Raw genomic sequence first — 19,746 nt, forward strand, 5'->3', positions numbered from 1 at the left:
CCAACGACGTGGGGGTGAAACGGGAGGCGTCCGGGAGCGCGATCCGATCGCGCCTTGAGAGCGCTCTCAGATATGCCGTTCCCGGACTGTAGCGGAGTTCCACAGTCAGGTCCATGCCAATGACGGCAGGCGTCCCGGAGGAGTACGAGGCAGTCTGCGCACCGGGGTTGAGTAGGCGTACTCATCCGGCACGCCGACACTGGTCCTACTGTCACAGGAACACCGGACAGGGCCAGCCCGAGGAGCAGACCATGGCCGGATCGCACCGCGGAACGCGGCGAGCCGCACTCACCGGCGGGCTCGCGGGTTCGCTGGTCGTCCTGCTCGGCGCGTGCGGGGTGGTCAGCACCGAGGACGACCGCCGCGAGGCGGAGAAGCTGGCCGAGAAGCACTTTCCCGGGCAGCTCAAGGCGATCGGGGCGCGCACGCTCTTCCCTGGTGCGGGCGGTTCCGAGGTGTCGTTCGCGGTGACCGACGACCGGGACGCCGTGGTTCGGCTCCGGATCGACGCGGACGCGGGCACCTGCGACCGCAAGGGGTGCGCGGAGGTCCTGACGGACGCGGTGCGGCGCGGGCGCACGCAGGCCGAGGAGTACCGCACGCTCAAGAGCGCGTTCGACGCGTGCGGTTACGAGGTCATCGCCCTGGGCCCGACCGGCACCCCGCCCCACGTGGTCGCCGAGCTGACGAACGCCACCGTCGCGAAGCGGCTCCGGGAGATCGGGGACTGCGTCCAGCGCTGGGTCACCGCGAGCGGGGCCGACAGCGAACTCGGCAGGGCGAAGGCGTCGTTCGTCCAGGTGGTCTCCCCCGAGGTCGCCGAACGACGCGAGAAGGGCAAGGACTCGTGGCCGACGGTTCTGCGGCTGACCCGGTCGGAGCTCTTGGCCTCGCTCACCAAGCACACCTATTTCTCTGTCAGTTACGACATCGAGGCGGGCCGGGTCGACACGACGGGCAACGCCCGGATCGTCCGCCCGTTCCGGGAGCGGCAGAAGTTCGGCGACACCGTCCAGAACGCGGTGAAGGAGCAACTGCGCGCCGCCTACCCCCGGGTGGTCATGGCCGACTACCAGTGGATCTGGCGGCTCCAACCGGGCCGGGTCGACCGGCAGACCGGCTACGTACTGTTCTGCCCCGAGCCGGACGCGCGCGGGCGGTGCGTCAACAGCGACGACGCGGTGCTGGTGACCACGGACGAACACGGCAATCCGGTGGGGAAGGGCCGCATCGTGCACGATGTGCGCGAGGGCACGGGCGCACTGCGGCTGCCGCCGGGCACCCCCTAGTAGTGCTTGGTCATGTGCGATCTGCGATGGCGTGTCTTCTTGATCGGTCGTGTCGTTGACCGTGTGTGCTGAGCGAGGAGTTGGCTGCGGTCCGGTGTGATGTGGAGGACTTCGCGGCGGAGATGTTCGAGCCGTTCGCGCGGGTGGATCAGCGGCGGTGGGGTGGGGTCTATCTGCGGGGTCTGCTGCTGGACGGTGGGCGCAAGTCGGTGGAGCCGATGGCCGCCTCACTACCGGGCCGAGGGTGAGAGCGGCGACCGCATTGAGGACCCGTCTGAGGACGCGTTGTTCACGCCGATCGGCGAACTCAAAGGCTCGGACAACACCTTCGTTGATATCCAGCCCGACGCCGCTCCCAGAACCAGGGCAAGTTGATCAAAGGGCCCTGCTCAGACCGCCCTTTGCGCCTACACTTTTGGGCATCCAGCCAAGGAGGGACAGTGGAAGCGTGGCTTTCGGTACGGGGCGGGAACCCGGTCCGCGAACTGCAGGATCTCGACGAGTGGCTGAACGGCGAACCGGAGCTGCGTGGCCGCGTCACGCCCCGGGCGGTGCAGCCGGGTCCGAACGATCTGGGGGCGTCATTCGACGTGCTGATTACCGCGATTGGCAGCGGCGGCGTGATCAGCGTGCTGGCAGGATCGTTGCACGCGTTCCTGACGCGGCCTCGCGGTAGTGACGTGCGCATCTCGGTCTCTACGCCGGACGGACGGAGCGTGGAGCTGGAAGCCCAGCGGGTCGAGGACGTCGAGTTGCTGCTGCGCCAGGTGCTCGTCGTCTCCGAGGAGCAGGAACCAGCCGGTGACGCGTGAACCGGCCGGCGTTCCGCGCCGTCGATCCCGCACAGTCGCGGATCGTTCTGATCGGCACCCCACGCTATAAAGACGAGCACCTGCCGGACCTACCCGTCGTCGCCCACAACGTGGCCGACCTCGCAGCGGCGTTCACCGACCCGGAACTCGGCGGGTTCGCTGAGACGCACTGCCGTGCCGCGCCCGAGGACGCCGACCTCGCGCAGATCGGTGAAATCCTCACGACCGCTGCCAAGCAGGCCAGCGATTTGCTCCTGGTCTACTACAGCGGGCATGGACTGATCGATCGTCGCGGAAACCTCTATCTGAGCCTTGCGGCGACGCGCCCCGACCAGTTGGCATACTCCGCGCTCACATTCAACGTGGTCCGCGAGACCTTCCTCGACAGCCGCGCGGACAACCGGGTCCTCATTCTGGACAGCTGTTTCAGCGGACGCGCCATCGGTCGACCGCTGGCCAGTGAAGAGCAGTCACTGCTCACTGCGCTGGAGATATCCGGCACTTACACGCTGACCGCCGCCACCGAGAACCGGGTGGCGTTGGCACTGGATGGTGAACGGCACACCGCGTTCACCGAGCGACTGCTCCGACTGTTTCAAGACGGCAGCGCCAGGGCCAGCCAGATGCTGACGATGAACGACATCTACCGGCACCTGCTTGCCCGGCTGACGGCCGAGGGCCTGCCGGTGCCACAACAGCAGGGCACCGGCACTGCCGAGCTGCTGGGCCTGGTGCGCAACCGGCAAGGATCCACGGCTCGTCAGTTTCTTGTGCACGAAACCCTTCCAGTGCTGGTGAACGCGGCCGTCACCGGTCGGTCAGGGGCCGTCGGGAGACCCTCGCCCGGGCTGCCGAGCGAGAGCGTCAGCGCCGAGGACCGGGCCGCCCTCCTCATCGAGAAGGCGCTGCGCGACACGTCGGGAGCAAAAAGCAAGCAGCTCCGACGCATCTGCTTGTCACAGATCGCGCCGGTCGTCGCGGCCGTGGCCGAGGAACAGGCCCTGGCCATCGCCGCAACCATGTCAGACGAGGACCGTCGGCAGTCCGTCCTGGCGGATATCGCCGTGGTCGTCGCCGCCGCCGACATCTTCCGCGCCATCGACATGCTGATCAACGGCATGGAGCCTTACCGGACCACGGCGCTGGCCCAGATCGTGAGGAATCACGGGCTGCGCGACCCAAGAAACGGGGAGTACGTCCTCGACACCTACGTCCTCGACGGCCCCCCGCCTCGTCGGAACGCAGCCGCCTTGAGCGAGATCGCGCGGGCGGTCGCCGCGTTCGCGCCTGACCGGGCCGAAGAGATCGCCGCCCGCATTACCGACGAGCGTTTTCGCACGGACACCCTGGCCGGGATCGCCCGCGAGGTCGCGGCCACAGACCCCGGCAGGGCCTTCCGTCTGCTTCCCGACCAATACGCTCCCTGGACGGCGCCCATTGTCGCGGAGGCCCTCGCAATCATCGACCCCGACGAGGCCCTGCGCCTAATCGCCCCGTTTGCCGGTCAGCAGCCTTATGCGCCAGCCCAGGCCGGCGTCGCTCGAGTGGTCGCGGCCACCGACCCGCGGCGGGCCCTGCACATCGCCCGAGGCATCTCCGACCGCGCGTGGCGAGCGGAAGGACTGGTGGCTACCGCCCAAGCCGTCGCGGCCGCTGACCCTGACCGGGCCCTGGAAATCATCGCCGTCATAGGTGACCGCTTCGTGGAGGAGGCGGCGCTGGCGGACGTCGCTCCGGTAGTCGCCGCGAACGCACCCGAGCGGGCTATGCAGCTCGCCGAGAGCGTCACCGATACGCTGTCGAAGGTCTTCGCGCTGACGGGCATCGCGTCCGTGTACCTCGACACCCGCCACCGCCGGAGCAGCGCGACCAGGCTGGCAGCTCGCTGACAGCACGTGACATCTGTACTCCACTACCTAGTAGTGCTTGGTCATGTTGGTGTGGGGTCGGGTATGTTGCGGTGACAGGTGGGGCAGGCGCCGGTCCAGGTCGCGAGGAGTATCTGCAGCTCGCGGACGACTTGGTAGAGGCTCAGGTCGGCGCCGTCTCTTTTGGGGATCTGTTCAGTCACTGCAGGGTGCAGAAGGCGTGGGCGACTGAGACGAGGGTGACGTGGTGGTGCCAGCCTGGCCAGGTCCGGCCTTCGAAGTGGGCCAGGCCGAGGGCCTGTTTCATCTCGCGGTAGTCGTTCTCGATGCCCCAGCGGAGTTTCGCGGTGCGCACGAGGACGGGCAACGGGGTGGTCTCGGGCAGGTTGGAGAGCCAGAACTGCACGGGCTCGTCCCTGTCGGCGGGCCACTCCGCCAGCAGCCAGCGGACCGGAAGGTCGGCGGTGGTCGTGGCCTGGCGGATCTCGCGCCCGGCGGGCCTGATCCGCAGCGCAACGAAGCGGGAGTACATGCGTTTCACCCCGCTGCGGCCGCTGCCCGGCCGTGATCCCTCCCTCCACTGCACCGGCCGTGCGGAAGATTTGCCGGCCGCGATGACCAGGTCCTTCACCCGCTGTGCCGACTCGGGGTAGGCAGGAACCGGCCGTGGGCCACGGCCGGAGTAGGCCGGGACGCACGGCTGAGCGTCCTCGGGTTGCGCGGTGGTCGTGGTCGAGATCCCCACCACGTAGTCAAGACCGCGTGTCTCCAGGCCGAGCCGGAAGGCGGCGGTGTCCCCGTAGCCGCCGTCGGCGATGACCTGGGGTACTTCGATGCCCCAGGACCGCGTCTCGTCGATCATGTCGAGGGCCAGCTGCCACTTCTCGACATGGCCCACCTGGGCAGGGATGGCGCACTTGTCGCGGCGGGCCACCTTGGCCGGATCGGCCTTGGGCGAGGAGGGATCCCAGCTCCCGGGCAGGAACAGACGCCAGTTCACCGCCGCCGAGGCGCCGTTGGAGGCCAGGTGGAGCGAGACTCCGGCCTGGCAGTTGGTGACCTTGCCCGCGGTACCGGTGTACTGCCGGGTCACGCACGCCGAGGCGTCCCCGTCCTTGAGGAAGCCGGTGTCATCGATGACCAGCGCGGTGGGTTTGATGACCGGCTGCATGCGCCAGGCCAGCCGGGCCCGCACATGCGCCGCATCCCACGGGCTGGAGGTGACGAAGTGGGCCAGCGCCTGCCGGTTCCCCTCCTCGCCCAGACGGGCGGCCATCGGCTCCACCGACTTGCGCCCGCCGTCCAGCAGCAGGCCCCGCAGATAGACCCCGCCCCACCGCCGCTGATCCGCCCGCGCGAACGGCTCGAACATCTCCGCCGCGAAGTCCTCCAGATCACACCGGACCGCAGCCAACTCCCCACTCAGCACACACGATCAACGACACGACCATTCAAGAAGACACGCCATCACAAACGACACATGACCAAGCACTACTAGGTGTTGTGTGAGGTGCTGATCAGTCAGGCGGCCGACAAGCAGACGGATGCACACCTTCTCAAGCACGGGTACGAACTGCGGGCTGTCGGCAGCATGGCCCGCAGTCAGGGCCAGGGGAGCTGACGGCACCGACGATCTGCGGCGAGACGGGCTTTACCGGTCAGGTCCGCCTCTGCCCTGTCGGCAGGTACGGCCCGATGAACTACCCGTGTTCGTGGGGGAATTGACTGTATGTCAACCCAGTGTCCCAGCAGGTTCCATCGCCCCCACACACAAGGATGGAACCCGAGTTCGATCACAACCTCGCACGAGCCGTGCGCCTTCGGTGGTACGACCAGGTCACCGCCGCCAGGAGCGGGCCCCACAGCAGGAGTGGGGCGTAGGCGGCGACGAAGAGGACTTCACCGGCCGAGATACCGGGGTCCGGGCTGGGGGAGGTCAGCAGTCCGCCGAAGAAGAGGACCCACCACAGGACGGTGACCGCGAGGGCTCCCAGCGAAGCGGCGAGGACCGCGAGCCTGCGCTCGACCGGGCGTCCTCCGAGGAACGGAATCCAGCGCGGCACCACCTCCCCCCAGGGCCGTACCAGGCCCAGCGTGAGGTACGAGGCGGCCTCGGCGACCGCACCGATCAGCAGCACGTAAGCCAGGGCGATCAGTGGGGAGTTGCCGGGGAACGCGGCGAGGATCTCCTCGCGCTCCATCACCCCGACCGGCACCCCGAGCACGAGCGCGACGCGCCACACCCCGGAGGGGACGGTCGACCAGGCCGCGACATGGGCGGCGCGCACCGCCCAGCGCGGGGGTGGCGGGGCCGGCAGCCGGGCCGGCGGCGGAATGCGGGATTCGGGCGGGGCGGGATCTGTCGTCACGACCCGAACCTCTCGCACCACCGGGCCCGGCACGTCGTACCGCGTGATGATCCACCTCCCCCGCACGGGGGAGTACGGCCTTCCCGCCCCCGGCCCCGCCCTCAACTGACCGGCGTTGGGTCTACAGGAGGAGCTTGAAGCCCTCATGGCTGCGCGCGAAGCCCAGCGAGTCGTAGAAGCGGTGCGCGTCCGCGCGCTGCTTGTTGCTGGTCAGCTGCACCAGCGCGCAGCCCCGCGCGCGGGCCCGTGCGACCGCGCGTTCCATCAGAGCGCGGCCGAGTCCGCCGCCGCGCCGGTCCGCGCGGATTCTCACCGCCTCGATCAGGGCCCGCTCGGCTCCGCCTTTGCCGAGCCCGGGGATGTAGGTCACCTGGAGGCAGCCCACCACGGTGTCGTCGACCAGGACCAGCAGTTCGTTGCGCGGGTCGGCGGCGATCGCCGCGAAGGCGCGCTCGTACACCTCCCCGACCACGACGGAGGCCGGGTCCACCGTCTTCTCCTCGTCAGCGAGCAGGGCGAGCACAGCAGGCAGATCGGCTCGGGTCGCCGGTCGCAGCGTGAGTGCACGCTCGGGAGCAGGGACAGGGACAGATGCTGGAGCGGGGGTGGAAGGATCGGGCACGGGAGCAGGGGCGGCGAACACCGCACCGACTTTACGCCCGCTCGCGCCTGCCGACGGCTGCTCCGGGTCGACCACGTCGACAACCCCGGGGGTCACCGCACCTGCGCCTCCACCAGCGCGGACACCAGGCGCGTCATGGCGGCGCGCGGGTCGGGTGCGCCCGGCCAGCCGGTCATCAGGAGGTGGTGGGCGGTGCCGACGACAGCGAGGGCCACGGTGGGTGGATCGACGGTCTCCGCCACCCGGCCGAGCCCCCGCTCGGCCTCCAGATAGCCGGTGATGGCATCCTGGATCGCCGCGAATCCGGGGGCCCCTGCCGCCAGGGCCTCGCGGATGCGCAGCGCGGCGGCTGGGCGAGTCACGGCCAGACCCGAAATGGCGGCACCGCCGGATTCGAACAGCGCGAAGGTGACGGCCTCAAGGTTGCGGGCCACCGTACTCTGGCCGGCCAGCCCGGACAGTTCCCGCGCCTTCGCCGCCGTCCGCGCGAACCGGTCGAGGCAGAGCTCGGCCACGAACTCGTCGAGCCCCGCGAAGTGCGCGTGCAGCAGCCCCTTGGCGCAGCCCGCCTCGGCCGTGACGGACCGGCTGGTGAGCGCGCCGGGCCCGCCCCTTTCCACGACGCGCTCGGCGGCCGCGAACAGCCTCTCGCGTACGTCCGGTGTCGCCACTCCGCGCGGAGACATGGCCCCCTCTTCCCTTCCGTCCTGGGTCATCCTGGTCGCCCTGGTTGCCCTGGTTGCCCTGGGCCGCCCTCAAGGAGCGCATCCCCTTGATCGTAGCGGCGATTGCCAGTTTGGGCGTCTGCCCATACTGTTTGGGCACACGCCCATTCTCAGTCGCCCACCACTGGAGGCCACCCGTGTCAGTCATCGTCAACACTCAGCAGGCGCAGGCCTGGAACGGCCCCGAGGGCGCCCACTGGGCCCGCAATCAGGACCGCTGGAACGCCGTGAACGAGGGCTTCAACGAGCGGCTCCTCGACGCCGCGGGCATCACCGGGGACCACCGCGCCCTCGATCTCGGCTGCGGCTCCGGGCAGACCACGCGCCTCGCCGCGCTCCGGGCGCCCCAGGGGCATGCGCTGGGCCTCGATCTCTCCGGCCCGATGCTGGCCGAGGCTCGGTCCCGCGCCGAGCGGGAAGGCTTCACCAACGTCTCCTTCGCGCAGGGCGACGCGCAGGCACACCCTTTTGAGGCAGACACGTTCGACGCGGCGATCAGCCGTTTCGGGGTGATGTTCTACGCCGACCCCGTGGCGGCCTTCGCCAATGTCGCCCGGGCACTGCGGCCGGGCGGGCGCCTGGCGTTCGTCTGCCCGGCCGATGCCACGCTCAACGAGTGGGTGACGGCGATGGAGTCACTGCGCGACTTCCTGCCCCTGGGCGACTTCGGGCGACCGGGACTGCCCGGCATGTTCTCGTTGGCCGCCCCGGACCGCGTCCGCGACATCCTCACAGCAGCCGGATTCACCGCGATCACCATCACCCAGGCTCAGGCGTACGGGACATGGGGGCAGGACGCGGAGGACGCGGCGGAGTTCTTGCTGGCGACGGGTCCCGGCCGCCATCTGATGGGGCAGGCCCACTCCACGGCGCGGGACGCCGCCCGCCGGACCCTGGCGGACCATCTGCGCGCCTACGGGGCGGCGGACGGAACGATCCGGCTGCGCAGCACATCGTGGCTGGTCAGGGCTGAGCGACCGGCGGGTCCGTGGGGCACCCCCTAAGGTGCGAGCAGGGGGAGACCGGCCGCACGCCACAGGTCACGGAAACCATCGCCCGCCGTGCCCGACGAGCCCGCCGCCCCCTCCTCCGCCGTACACCACACCTGTACCGCCGCCCCGGCTCCCGCTCCCAACTCCACACCCGTGGCCAGGGGGTTCCAACCCGGGTCGCCGTGGGTGGCGAAGGACGACCACGCACGCATCATGCGCCGTGACAGCCCCTCGTCGGCCTCGCCGGGCGGGCCGCCGAGGAGGAAGTGGACGCTCTCCTCGTGAAGGTTGCCGAAGGCGAACGGGATGTCCGCGCAGTGCCAGGCGCGGACGCGTTGGCCCCGGCCGCCCCGGCGGCGGTCGAAGCGGGCGAGGTGGGCCCGGCCGCCCGCCTGGGCGTGGGCCTCGGCGAGGCGGGTGCTGTACTCGGCGAACAGCAGGTCGGAGTAGAGGGACAGATAGACGTCCAGCACGGGGGCATCCGGCAGGCGGTCGCGGTAGCCCTCGACCAGCGACGACGGGAGCCCGAAGTCGGCGGCGAAAACGGCCAGTCGGCCTTCCGTGGCGACCTTCGCGCTACTGCCGACCGCGTCCAGGAGCCAGTACTCCTCTGTGGTGTGGCAGACCAGCAGCTCCACCTCGCCGCCCGCCCCTGCCGCCAGTGCCTCCAGCGGGTCGGCGGTGAGCAGGACGCCGTCGGTGACCGGGCCGTAGATCGCGGGGTCGTAGTGGCGCTGCCCCGAGCCGGGGTCCTGCCGGTAGCGGTCGACGACCCGGTCCGATGCGGCGACCAGGGTCCGCGGCAGGGCGGCGAGCAGTCCGGCGGCGGTGGCGGGGACCCCCGCCGCAGCAGCGACCTCGGCGGTGGTGCGGGCCGCCTGCTCCACCGACGCGCAGGCGTTGACGGCGCTGTGCAGGACGGCGCGGCGGAACAGGCCGCGCGCCCGGTCCGCCACCGCCAGGCAGGCCGCCGACGTGGCGCCCGAGGACTGCCCGGCCACCGTGACCCGCTCGGGCGAGCCGCCGAACGCGGCGATGTTGTCGCGCACCCATTCCAGGGCGGCGATCTGGTCGAGCAGTCCCCGGTTGTCGGGGAAGGGTGCGCTGCCCTCGGCGGAGGGGACGTGGCCGAACCCCTCGAAGCCGAGACGGCTGTTGAGGGTGACGACGACGAGCCCCCGGGCCGCGAGTGCGGTGCCGTCGAAGTCGGGCTGGGCAGAGGAGCCGAAGACGTACGCACCGCCGTGGATCCAGACCAGCACGGGGAGGTCCCCGGGGCCGTCGGCGGGCGTCCAGATGTTCAGCGTGAGGATGTCCTCGTCACCGGGCGACCAGACCGGTGCGCCGGGCAGCTCGGCCGACTGGGGGGCCACAGGCCCGAACGCGGTGCAGTCGCGTACCCCGTCCCAGGGCTCCGGCGGACGCGGTTCCCGGAACCGGAGTGCGCCGAACGGCGGGGCCGCGTACGGAAGGCCGCGTACGGCCACGACCCCCCGGTCCCGGGCGGCCCGCCCTCCCCGTACCCGCCCTGCCTCCGTCGCGAAGACGTCCACCCGTGCAGCCCCCTGTCGTTCCGCCCGCCGACCCGGCGTTCGGGCCCGGCCGGGCCAGCTTCCCAGGTCACCCGGCTGCCGCACCAACACCTTGATCGTCGCGATTGACGCATCGGTGGTGTGAATCGCCCGGCGGTACGGGAGGTGCGGGGCGCTGCTCCGTACAGCGGGGCGGGTCCGGCAGGGTGCCCGGGCCGCTCCCCGCCCCGGCTATCCTCCGGTCAACTCGCGCACGGTGGCCATGTCGCTGAACGGCAGCAGCACGCCCTCGACGCTCTGGTGCGGTTCGCTGCCCTTGCCCGCGATGAGCACGATGTCGTCCGGGCCCGCCTCCGCCAGAGCGGCTGCGATGGCCTGGCGGCGGTCGGTGTGCCGCTCGTACGGCGTTCCGGTCGACGCGATGCCCGGCGCGATCTGGTCGAGGATCTCCTCGGGGGCCTCGTAGCGCGGGTTGTCCGAGGTGAGGACGCACAGGTCGGAGTGGGTGCCCGCGATGGTGCCCATCTCGGCGCGCTTGGTGGTGTCGCGGTCGCCGCCGCAGCCGAAGACGGTGATCACCCGGCCCCGGGCGAAGCCCCGGATCGTGGTGAGGACCTTGCTGAGCGAGTCCGGCGAGTGGGCGTAGTCCACGATCACCGAGGTGCCCTCAGGGGTGCGGAGCCGTTCGAAGCGGCCGGGGATCTGCGGCATCCGCTCCAGGGCGTCCACCAGCCCGGTCAGGCCGTGGCCCAGGAGGTGGCACGCGGCCAGCGTCGCCAGCGCGTTGGAGACCGAGAACCGCCCGGGCGAGGGGATCGCCGCCGGGTACTTGCGGCCGTCGTGGTGCAGGGTGAACCGGGTGCCCGAAGCGTCCACGGCGAGGTCGCTCGCACGGTAGTCGGCATCGCCGTCCAGCGCGTACGTGGTCACCGCGTCGGGCATCAGGTCACGGATCCCGGCGCCCACCGGGTCATCGGCGTTGATCACGGCGCGGCGGCACAGGCCCTGGAAGAGGCGGAGTTTGGCGTCCCGGTAGTTCTCCATGGTGCCGTGGTCGTCGAGGTGGTCCTGGGTCAGGTTGGTGAAGACGCCGACATCGATGAACGTACGGTCCAGACGGTGCGTCAACAGGCCCATCGACGTGGCCTCCAGGACGACGCTGCCGGCGGCCCGGTCGCGCATGTACCCCAGCAGGTACTGGAGATCGGGCGATTCCGGAGTGGTGAGCACCGAGGGCGGCATCGGGATGGGCTCGTCCCCGATACGGCTCCCCGCGGTTCCGATCACGCCGACCCGTGCGCCCTCGGCGAGGCGGAGCACCGACTCGGTCATGTACGAGACGGACGTCTTGCCGTTCGTCCCGGTGATGGCGATGAGGTCCATCGCCCGGCCCGGTTCCCCGTGGTAGCGGGAGGCGACGACCGCCGCGGCCCGGCGGACGTCGGGGACACGTACGGCGCACGCGTCGCCCACGGCCGCGGGAAGGGGTGGTGCCTCTTCGTCGACCAGGACGGCGACCGCGCCGCGTGCGACCGCCGGGGCGACGGCCTCGGGGCCGCCGGCGGCATGGCCGGGTACCGCGACGTAGAGGGAGCCGGGGGTGACCCGGTCCACGTCGAACGTCGTTCCGGCGGTGACGTCCGTGCGCTCCGGGGTTCCCCGGAGCACATGGTGGTCCTGCCCGGCCAGTAGGTCGCTCAGCTTCACGATGATCCCTTCGAGTGCGGCGCGGCCCCGGTCGTGCGGCCGTCGCCGGGAAGCGGCCCGGGCGGGTGCGCCGTGGGCCGCGTGATGCTGTGGAGCCGATGGTTGGATCTCGCGTCCGGCGCGTGCCGGTGCGGCGGTGTCTCCGGTGCTCGGCGGGCCGGAGGCGGTGGTGTTCGGGTGCGTGGTGGGGCGGAGGACCGGGGCGGAGGTGCCGTGGTCCGCGAACGCCGGACGCGGCCGGATACGGCCAGATACGGCCGGATGTCAGCGGTAGCCGCCGACCGGAATCGCTGCGAAGATCGCTAGCCGTGGCCGTGCAGTGCCGTACGCCCCGTCCCGGGCGCCGCGTCGGGGGGCGCCAGTGGCGCGGCCGCGCGGGCGACGGCCGGGGGCAGCGCGGAAGCGGCCCGGTGCGGGCAGCACTTCATCGGCTCTGCGCTACGTCCCATGCGCCGAGTGTACGTGCGGTGGGAAGCCCCCCGGCCCGGCTCCCGATCGCCCCACGCTCCTGCGGCACGGCACGGCCCGGCCCGGCCCGGCACGAGGCGAGCGGCCCGGTGGCCCGGAACGCCCCGGCCTCCTCTGCCCGGCCCCGCCCAGCTCTGCCTTGCCCTGGTGTGCTCTGCCCTGCCCCGCCCTGCTCTGCTCTGCCGCTGAACAGTCCGTGAACCGGCAGCAGAGCGGCCGCGCACGTCCGCGACCTGCGGACGGACCCGTTCCCGGCGCTCTCGCCACCCGCCGGATTCCGATCTTCCCTTTGCGGCCGGAGCAGGACCGGAGTGGAATTGCGTACAGGGGACAGTGGTTCTCCCGAGGAAAGGACGCACCATGAGCGACACCGACTGGGGGGACGACGTCTACCAGCCCCAGGAACAGCTGGAGGCTTCCGACCCCGATGAGCAGCTCGGCGCCGAGGACACGCTCATGGATCCTTCCGGCACCGGTGACCCCCTCGACGAGGGGTATTCGCCGCCGGACCGACCGTGGGCGGTCGAGGGCCGCGGCACCACCGCGGCCGAAGGCCTCACGGGCGAGTCCCTGGAGGCCCGGCTGACCCGTGAGCTGCCCGAGCCCGACGGATATCCGGGCGACGGCGTGGGCGATCTGGTGGGCGGGGACGGCGAGCTCTGGGACGGCGAGGTGGGCGTCGTACGTGCCGGGCGGCTGACCCAGCAGGCCGACGGGAGTGTTCCGGCCACCCTCACCGCCAGCGATGTGGGCATCGACGGCGCGGCGGCCTCCGCCGAGGAAGCGGCCATGCACGTCATCCCCGACCCGGCGGAGGAGGACCCGCTCATCGACGGCGGCGCGCTGCCCGACCCCAGTGGTACGCCCGCCTCGCCCTCGCCCTGAGCACACCCCCGGGCTCCGCACCCTGAACGCCGCCGTCCCCCGCTCCGTACCCCCCTGGGCGAACGCACAGCACACACCGTGTGTGCGGCTTGCCCACCGCGTGCCTCGTACCGCAGCACCGCACACACCCCTGATCCCCCAGGAGCACAAAGATGAGCGGCACCGCCCGGATCGGCGTCACCGGACTCGCGGTCATGGGCCGCAACCTCGCCCGGAACTTCGCGCGCAACGGTTTCACCGTCGCCGTGCACAACCGCACGGCTTCCCGGACCGACGCCCTGGTCGAGGAGTTCGGCGACGAGGGCACCTTCGTCGCCGCGCACACCCCCGAGGAGTTCGTCGCCGCCCTGGAGCGGCCCCGGCGGCTGGTGATCATGGTGAAGGCCGGTCAGCCCACCGACGCGGTGATCGGGGAGTTCGCGCCGCTGCTGGAGGAGGGCGACGTCATCATCGACGGCGGGAACGCCCACTTCGAGGACACCCGGCGCCGTGAACGGGAGCTGCGCGAGCTCGGCATCCACTTCGTGGGGGCGGGGATCTCCGGGGGCGAGGAGGGCGCGCTCAACGGGCCCAGCATCATGCCGGGCGGCTCGGCGGAGTCCTACGCATCGCTGGAACCCCTGCTGGAGAAGATCGCCGCGCGGGCGAAGGACGGCACACCGTGCACCACGCACATCGGCCCCGACGGCGCCGGGCACTTCGTGAAGATGGTCCACAACGGCATCGAGTACGCCGACATGCAGCTGATCGCCGAAGCCTACGACCTGCTGCGCTCGGTGGGCGGCTACTCCCCCGCCCAGATCGCCGATGTCTTCCGCACCTGGAACACCGGGCGGCTCGACTCGTACCTCATCGAGATCACGGCGGAGGTCCTCGCCCACACCGACGCGGCGACCGGCGCGCCCTTCGTCGACATCGTGCAGGACCGGGCCGAGCAGAAGGGGACCGGGCGCTGGACCGTACAGATCGCGCTCGACCTCGGTGTTCCGGTCTCCGGGATCGCCGAGGCGGTCTTCGCCCGGTCGCTGTCCGGCCACGCCGATCTGCGGGAGGCCGCCCGAGGTCTGCCGGGGCCCGCGCCAGAGCCGCTCAAGGGGGCGGAGGCCGCGGCGTTCGCGGACCGGGTCGAGCAGGCCCTGTACGCCTCCAAGATCGTCTCGTACACGCAGGGCTTCCACCAGATCCGGGCGGGCAGCGAGGCGTACGACTGGGCCATCGACCCCGGTGCGGTGGCGGCGATCTGGCGGGCGGGCTGCATCATCCGGGCGGCGTTCCTGGACCGCATCAGGGCGGCCTACGACACCCGGCCCGACCTGGTGAGCCTGCTGTCAGACGAGGAGTTCGGCCGGGAGATCGGCGCGGCGCAGGACGACTGGCGGTCGGTGGTCGCCGAGGCGGTGCGCCAGGGCGTGCCGACGCCGGGGTTCGCCGCCGCGCTGGCGTACTACGACGGGTTGCGCGCGGAGCGGCTGCCCGCGGCGCTCACCCAGGGACAGCGGGACTTCTTCGGGGCGCACACCTACCGGCGTACGGACCGGGAGGGGTCGTTCCACACGCTCTGGGGCGGCGACCGGTCCGAGGTCGTGGCCGGCTGAGGCCGCCCGGGGCTCTCCCCCGGCCGGGCCACCCGGGGTGCGGGCGGGGGCGGGACGTGGGTTAGTTGCTGCGAGCCCAGTTCGCCGCCGTTCGTTGGGGGCCGACCGATCGGCGTCGTCATTCGGTGCCGTTCGTTCGGTGCCCTTCGTTCGGTGCCGTCCGTTCGACGTCGTCCATACGGCGCCGACCGTTCGTCGCCGTCCATGCACCCCGCCTGTTCACCTCCGCCTGTTCACCCCGTCTGTTCCCCGTCCAGTGGAGTACGCGCATGCCCGACGCCGTCCCCGATCCCGTCTCCGTCCAGCCCGTCGTGGCGCCGGTGACCAACGCGGCGCTCTTCCTGGTCGGCACGATCGAGCCGGGCGGCGAGAGCGCCGTGCGGGACGTGCTGCCGGATCTCGCGGCCGTGGCGCGTTCGCTCGGCTTCCGGTATCCGGACTCCGGGCTCGCCTGTGTGACCGGCTTCGGCTCCACCGCCTGGGACCGGCTGTTCGACGGGCCGCGCCCCGCGCGGCTGCACCCGTTCCGGGAGCTGCGGGGCCGCCCTCACCACGCCCCGGCGACCCCGGGAGACGTGCTGCTGCACATCCGGGCCGAGCGGATGGACCTCTGCTACGAGTGGGCCGCCCAGCTGCTCGACAAGCTGGACGGGGCCCTGCGGATCGTGGACGAGACACACGGCTTCCGCTACCTCGACCACCGGGACCTGCTCGGATTCGTGGACGGTACGGAGAATCCGGTGGGCGAGGAGGCCCGTGCGGCGGCGCTCGTCGGCGTGGAGGACGACCCGGACTTCGGGGGCGGCAGTTACGTCGTCGTACAGAAGTACCTGCACGACCTCAAGGCCTGGAACGCGCTCTCCGTCGAGGAGCAGGAGCGGGTCATCGGCCGTACCAAGCTCGACGACGTGGAGTTCCCCGACGAGGAGAAGCCCGCCGACTCCCACCTCGCGCTCAACACCATCACCGATCCGGACGGCACCGAGCGCGACATCCTGCGGGCGAACATGCCGTTCGGGAATTTCGGGCAGGGCGAGTTCGGCACGTACTTCATCGGGTACGCGGCCGACCCCGACGTCACCGAGCGGATGCTGCGCAACATGTTCCTCGGTGATCCGCCCGGGACGCACGACCGCATCCTCGACTTCTCCACGGCGGTCACCGGTTCCCTCTTCTTCGCACCCCGCGCCGGTTTCCTCGACGCCCCGCCGCCCCTGCCCTCCCCGGACCGCTCCGCAGACCGGCCGGAACCGGTGCCCGCACCGGTCCGGCAGGAGCCGGTCGCGGCCGGGCCGGACCACGGTTCGCTGCGCATCGGCAGCCTGCAAGAAAGCGCCCAGTGATGAACAATCTGCACCGCGAACTCGCACCGGTCACGCCCGCCGCCTGGGACGAGATCGAGGAGGAGGCCCGGCGTACGTTCCGCCGTCATGTCGCGGGCCGCCGCGTCGTCGACGTCTCCGATCCGGACGGCCCGACGCTGGCCGCGGTCGGAGACGGCCATCTGCGCGACATCGATCCGCCCACGCCGGACGTACTGGCCCGGGCTCGTACGTCGATGCCGGTCATCGAGTGGCGGGTGCCGTTCACGGTGACCCGGCAGGCCGTGGACGACGTGGAGCGCGGTTCGGCCGACAGCGACTGGCAGCCCGTCAAGGACGCGGCGCGCACCTGTGCGTTCGCCGAGGACATGACGATCATCGACGGCTACGCCTCGGCCGGGATCACCGGTCTGCGGGACGGTTCCTCGCACGACCCGCTGCCGCTGCCCGCCGACGCCCGGGACTATCCGGTAGCGGTCAGCCAGGCGGTGACACGGCTGCGGCTGGCCGGAGTGGACGGACCGTACCGGCTGCTGCTGGGCGCGGACGCGTTCACCGAGGCCGCCGAGACGTCCGACCACGGGTATCCGGTCAAGACCCACCTGAGCCGCCTGGTGGACGACGAGATCCTCTGGGCTCCCGCGGTCAAGGGCGGGGTGCTGCTGTCCACCCGGGGCGGTGACTTCGAACTCTGCCTGGGCCAGGACCTGTCGATCGGCTACGCGGACCACGACGCCACCAGCCTCCACCTCTACTTCCAGCAGGCGTTCACCTTCCGGATGCTGACGCCGGAGGCCGCGGTCGGCCTGATCGCCTGAGCGCGGGCGGACGACGGGAGACGGACCAGGGGCGAGGGGCGACGGGCGACGGGCGACGGGCGACGGGCGACGGGGCATGGAACACGGGGCACGGGAAAGCGGGGCAGCCATCCGGGATTCTGACCGTAGGACGCAGACGCCTTCGGCACACCCCGCGCACTCCGGCCCGACACCACCCTCTTCCTCCCGGCCCTCGCGGCCCTCCCGCTTCTCCCGGTCCTCCCGGTTCGACGCCGCTGTCCGGGCGGCCGTCGGACAGGGGCTGCTGAGCGAGGCCGGGCCGGTCGCCGGGTTCATCGACACGGACGGGGTGCGCGCCTCCGTGGCCGCCCTGCACGACGCCTTCGCCCGTACGCCCGGTGTGCTGCACACGTTCGCGGCCAAGGCCTGCTCGCTCATCCCGGTGCTGCGGCTGCTCGCCGACTGCGGCATGGGCTGCGAGGTCGCGAGCCCGGGTGAGCTGCGGCTCGCGGTGGAGGCGGGATTCGCCCCGGCCTCCATCGTGCTGGACTCCCCCGCCAAGACCCGCGAGGAGATCCGGCTGGCGCTCGCACTCGGTGTGGCGGTGAACGCGGACAGCCTCGACGAGCTGCGCCGCATCGACTCCCTGCGGAACCGGGGCACTTCCTCCGTACTCGGGCTCCGGGTCAATCCGCAGGTGGGCGGCGGCTCCATCGGGCCGATGAGTACGGCGACGGACACCGCGAAGTTCGGAGTGGCGCTGCGCGACGCGGAAGCCCGCGAGGCCGTGGTCCGTGCCTTCCGGGACCGCCCGTGGCTGACCCGGCTGCACGCCCATGTCGGCTCCCAGGGCTGTCCGTTGGAGCTGATCGCAGCCGGAGTGGCCCGGACGTACGAACTGGCCGACGAGATCAACGCGACGCTCGGGACCCGGCAGGTGACCAGCCTGGACATCGGCGGCGGCCTGCCGGTCAACTTCGCCGACGACACGGTACGCCCCACCTACGCCGACTACGTGGCGGCCCTCACCGAGGCCGCTCCCGGCCTCTTCTCCGGGCGCTATGGGCTGGTCACCGAGTTCGGCCGGTCGCTGCTCGCGAAGAACGGGTTCATCGGGGCCCGGGTGGAGTACACGAAGGACGCCGGGGGCCGCCGGATCGCGCTCACCCACGCCGGGGCGCAGACCGCCACCCGTACCGTGTTCATGCCCGACGACTGGCCGCTGCGGATCGGCGCGTTCGGCCCGGACGGCACGCCCAAGGACGGTCCGCCGCTGGCGCAGGACATCGCGGGTCCGTGCTGCTTCGCGGGGGACGTGGTGGCGTACGGGAGGGAGCTCCCGGAGCTGGCCGAGGGCGATGTGGTCGTGCTGTACGACACGGGGGCGTACTACTTCTCCACCCCGTGGGCGTACAACAGCCTGCCACGGAGCGCGGTGTACGGGTTCCGGAGCGTCGGGCCGGACGGGCCGGTGGCCTTCGCGACGGTACGGGACGCGCAGTCGGTGGACTCGATCGCGGCGGAGAGCGGTCTCGATCACGCGGACGCACTGGTCGGCGTACGGGGCGGCGGTCCGGCCGATCGCGGGCGGCCCGGCATTTAGTAGCCATGTACATAACAGCTATGTACTCTGTCGGTCATGAAGGAAGCGAACCACGACGTCGGGGCAGCCGCCCCGGGCGGTCCGACACCGGGATTCCTGGTCTGGCGGCTGTCCATGAAGTGGCGGGTGGCCGTGGACCGGGCGCTGGCACCGCTGGGACTGACCCATGCGCAGTTCGCGCTCCTGGGGTCCCTGCACGACCTCCAGCACTCCGGAGCCCGGCCCAGTCAGCGGCGGCTGGCCGATCACACCGGGCTCGAACCGCTCTACGTGTCCAAGCTCGCCCGGACCCTGGAGGCCGCTGGGCTGCTGGACCGCACACCCGACCCCGCCGACACCCGGGCGGTCCAGCTGAGCCTCACCGCCGACGGGCACGCCGTCACCGCCCGGGCCGTCACGGTCGTCCGGGACCTCATGGACCGCCTGCTGGAGCCGCTCGGCGGGCTCGCGGGGACCGGCACCGAGGACTTCACGGGACAGGTGCGACGCCTCCTCGACGTATCGCTCGACCCATCGACGAACACGGAGGAGCAGTCATGAGCTCGACGACCCACGTCAACGGACAGATCATCGGCCGGGCGCACTACGCCACCCGGGCGCTGCTGGAAGTCCTGCTGACCACGAAGGGCACGACGTTCCACGAGGCGGCGGCGCTCAACGCGGTCGCCGACCGGGGCGGGGAGGCCGACCGTGCCGCCCTGGTGGAGCGGATGACGAGCACGCTGAAGGTCGACGCCGCGACGGCCGGGGCGGTGCTGGCCGCACTGGCGGCGGCCGGGCTGGTCAGGGAGCTGCCTGGCGAGGGCACCCGCCTCGGGCTCACCGAGGCGGGCCGGGAGCTCCAGGCCGGGATCGCGACCGGGACCGCGGAACTCACCGCCCGGCTCTACGGGGGCCTGCCCGCCGAGGACCTGGCCACGGCGGCACGCGTGCTGAACGCCGTCACCGACCGCGCGAACGAGGCCCTGGCGACCACCTGAGGGCCGACCAGCGGACTTTCGGCCCCGCCCTCACGTCCCCGCGGGCTGGGGCTCCGGCTCCGGTACGGGTTCCGGGCCGGGCGGCTGCGGGATCGGGTCCGGCGCCGGACCGGGCGGCACGGGCGCGGGCCCCGGCGGCACCGGGGGCGGGCTCGGCACCGGGGTGGGCGGACCGGGCACGGGCGGAGGCGTCGGCGC

General features: G+C 71.7%; 18 protein-coding genes and 2 pseudogenes. 12 read left to right on the forward strand and 8 right to left on the reverse strand.

Annotated features, from left to right (window positions below; translation table 11 throughout):
- Positions 1–251: 251 nt before the first annotated feature.
- From ACZ5WC_RS19525 to ACZ5WC_RS19540, 4 genes and pseudogenes are all read left to right on the forward strand, one after another.
- Positions 252–1,289 carry an SCO7460 family lipoprotein gene (locus ACZ5WC_RS19525; protein ID WP_468541954.1) on the forward strand — a complete coding sequence of 346 codons (1,038 nt, stop codon included), beginning with the start codon at positions 252–254 and terminating at the stop codon, positions 1,287–1,289.
- A 122-nt stretch (positions 1,290–1,411) separates the two neighbouring features.
- Positions 1,412–1,525, forward strand: a pseudogene (locus ACZ5WC_RS19530) (transposase); the annotation flags it as partial.
- 204 nt (positions 1,526–1,729) lie between these two features.
- On the forward strand, positions 1,730–2,101 hold the full coding sequence (locus tag ACZ5WC_RS19535; protein ID WP_468541955.1) for an effector-associated constant component EACC1: 372 nt from the start codon (positions 1,730–1,732) through the stop codon (positions 2,099–2,101).
- Entirely contained in the window at positions 2,098–3,990 is a 1,893-nt protein-coding gene (locus tag ACZ5WC_RS19540) for a caspase family protein (protein ID WP_468541956.1), read from the forward strand. The genes ACZ5WC_RS19535 and ACZ5WC_RS19540 overlap by 4 nt, the downstream gene beginning before the upstream one ends.
- A gap of 178 nt (positions 3,991–4,168) precedes the next feature.
- Here ACZ5WC_RS19540 and ACZ5WC_RS19545 read toward each other — a convergent pair whose 3' ends face one another.
- The 5 genes and pseudogenes from ACZ5WC_RS19545 to ACZ5WC_RS19565 all read right to left on the reverse strand — a co-directional run bounded on the left by ACZ5WC_RS19545 (position 4,169) and on the right by ACZ5WC_RS19565 (position 7,646).
- Positions 4,169–5,398, reverse strand: coding sequence for an IS701 family transposase (locus ACZ5WC_RS19545; RefSeq protein ID WP_468541957.1), 1,230 nt, complete (start codon positions 5,396–5,398; stop codon positions 4,169–4,171).
- Between the two features lie 96 nt (positions 5,399–5,494).
- Positions 5,495–5,631: pseudogene (locus ACZ5WC_RS19550) on the reverse strand (IS5 family transposase); the annotation flags it as partial.
- A gap of 131 nt (positions 5,632–5,762) precedes the next feature.
- Entirely contained in the window at positions 5,763–6,338 is a 576-nt protein-coding gene (locus ACZ5WC_RS19555) for a hypothetical protein (RefSeq protein ID WP_468541958.1), read from the reverse strand.
- Positions 6,339–6,459: 121 nt separating this feature from the next.
- Positions 6,460–6,861 (reverse strand): GNAT family N-acetyltransferase, encoded by a 402-nt coding sequence (locus tag ACZ5WC_RS19560; protein WP_468541959.1) that lies wholly within the window; start codon positions 6,859–6,861, stop codon positions 6,460–6,462.
- 191 nt (positions 6,862–7,052) lie between these two features.
- Complete coding sequence (locus tag ACZ5WC_RS19565) at positions 7,053–7,646, reverse strand: TetR family transcriptional regulator (RefSeq protein ID WP_468541960.1); 594 nt, start codon at positions 7,644–7,646, stop codon at positions 7,053–7,055.
- A gap of 176 nt (positions 7,647–7,822) precedes the next feature.
- Here ACZ5WC_RS19565 and ACZ5WC_RS19570 point away from each other — a divergent pair, with 176 nt between their 5' ends.
- Positions 7,823–8,689: a class I SAM-dependent methyltransferase gene (locus ACZ5WC_RS19570; RefSeq protein WP_468541961.1), complete on the forward strand. Its 867-nt coding sequence runs from the start codon at positions 7,823–7,825 to the stop codon at positions 8,687–8,689.
- On the opposite strand, the gene ACZ5WC_RS19575 is transcribed toward ACZ5WC_RS19570, so the two are convergent.
- From ACZ5WC_RS19575 to ACZ5WC_RS19585, 3 genes are all read right to left on the reverse strand, one after another.
- A complete protein-coding gene (locus ACZ5WC_RS19575; RefSeq protein WP_468541962.1) occupies positions 8,686–10,230 on the reverse strand; it encodes a carboxylesterase/lipase family protein in 1,545 nt (514 codons plus the stop codon). The two genes, ACZ5WC_RS19570 and ACZ5WC_RS19575, sit on opposite strands and share 4 nt — an antisense overlap.
- Before the next feature lie 210 nt (positions 10,231–10,440).
- The gene (locus ACZ5WC_RS19580) at positions 10,441–11,916 is read right to left on the reverse strand and encodes a UDP-N-acetylmuramoyl-L-alanyl-D-glutamate--2,6-diaminopimelate ligase (protein ID WP_468541963.1); all 1,476 of its coding nucleotides are present in this window, start codon (positions 11,914–11,916) and stop codon (positions 10,441–10,443) included.
- Between the two features lie 302 nt (positions 11,917–12,218).
- Positions 12,219–12,365, reverse strand: a complete 147-nt coding sequence (locus tag ACZ5WC_RS19585) for a hypothetical protein (RefSeq protein WP_468541964.1) — start codon at positions 12,363–12,365, stop codon at positions 12,219–12,221.
- A 379-nt stretch (positions 12,366–12,744) separates the two neighbouring features.
- On the opposite strand from ACZ5WC_RS19585, the gene ACZ5WC_RS19590 reads away from it, so the two are divergent.
- From ACZ5WC_RS19590 to ACZ5WC_RS19620, 7 genes are all read left to right on the forward strand, one after another.
- Positions 12,745–13,269 (forward strand): DUF5709 domain-containing protein, encoded by a 525-nt coding sequence (locus ACZ5WC_RS19590; protein ID WP_468541965.1) that lies wholly within the window; start codon positions 12,745–12,747, stop codon positions 13,267–13,269.
- A gap of 152 nt (positions 13,270–13,421) precedes the next feature.
- Complete coding sequence (gene gndA / locus ACZ5WC_RS19595; protein ID WP_468541966.1) at positions 13,422–14,864, forward strand: NADP-dependent phosphogluconate dehydrogenase; 1,443 nt, start codon at positions 13,422–13,424, stop codon at positions 14,862–14,864.
- A 269-nt stretch (positions 14,865–15,133) separates the two neighbouring features.
- Complete coding sequence (locus ACZ5WC_RS19600; protein WP_468541967.1) at positions 15,134–16,207, forward strand: Dyp-type peroxidase; 1,074 nt, start codon at positions 15,134–15,136, stop codon at positions 16,205–16,207.
- Positions 16,207–17,004 carry a family 1 encapsulin nanocompartment shell protein gene (locus ACZ5WC_RS19605; RefSeq protein ID WP_468541968.1) on the forward strand — a complete coding sequence of 266 codons (798 nt, stop codon included), beginning with the start codon at positions 16,207–16,209 and terminating at the stop codon, positions 17,002–17,004. The genes ACZ5WC_RS19600 and ACZ5WC_RS19605 overlap by 1 nt, the downstream gene beginning before the upstream one ends.
- A 76-nt stretch (positions 17,005–17,080) precedes the next feature.
- Positions 17,081–18,568, forward strand: coding sequence for a type III PLP-dependent enzyme domain-containing protein (locus ACZ5WC_RS19610; protein WP_468541969.1), 1,488 nt, complete (start codon positions 17,081–17,083; stop codon positions 18,566–18,568).
- 36 nt (positions 18,569–18,604) lie between these two features.
- Positions 18,605–19,108, forward strand: coding sequence for a MarR family winged helix-turn-helix transcriptional regulator (locus ACZ5WC_RS19615; RefSeq protein ID WP_468541970.1), 504 nt, complete (start codon positions 18,605–18,607; stop codon positions 19,106–19,108).
- Positions 19,105–19,548, forward strand: a complete 444-nt coding sequence (locus ACZ5WC_RS19620; protein ID WP_468541971.1) for a hypothetical protein — start codon at positions 19,105–19,107, stop codon at positions 19,546–19,548. Before ACZ5WC_RS19615 ends, ACZ5WC_RS19620 begins: the two co-directional genes overlap by 4 nt.
- Positions 19,549–19,746 lie beyond the last annotated feature (198 nt).

It is taken from the genome of Streptomyces sp. NPDC033165 (assembly GCF_055577965.1).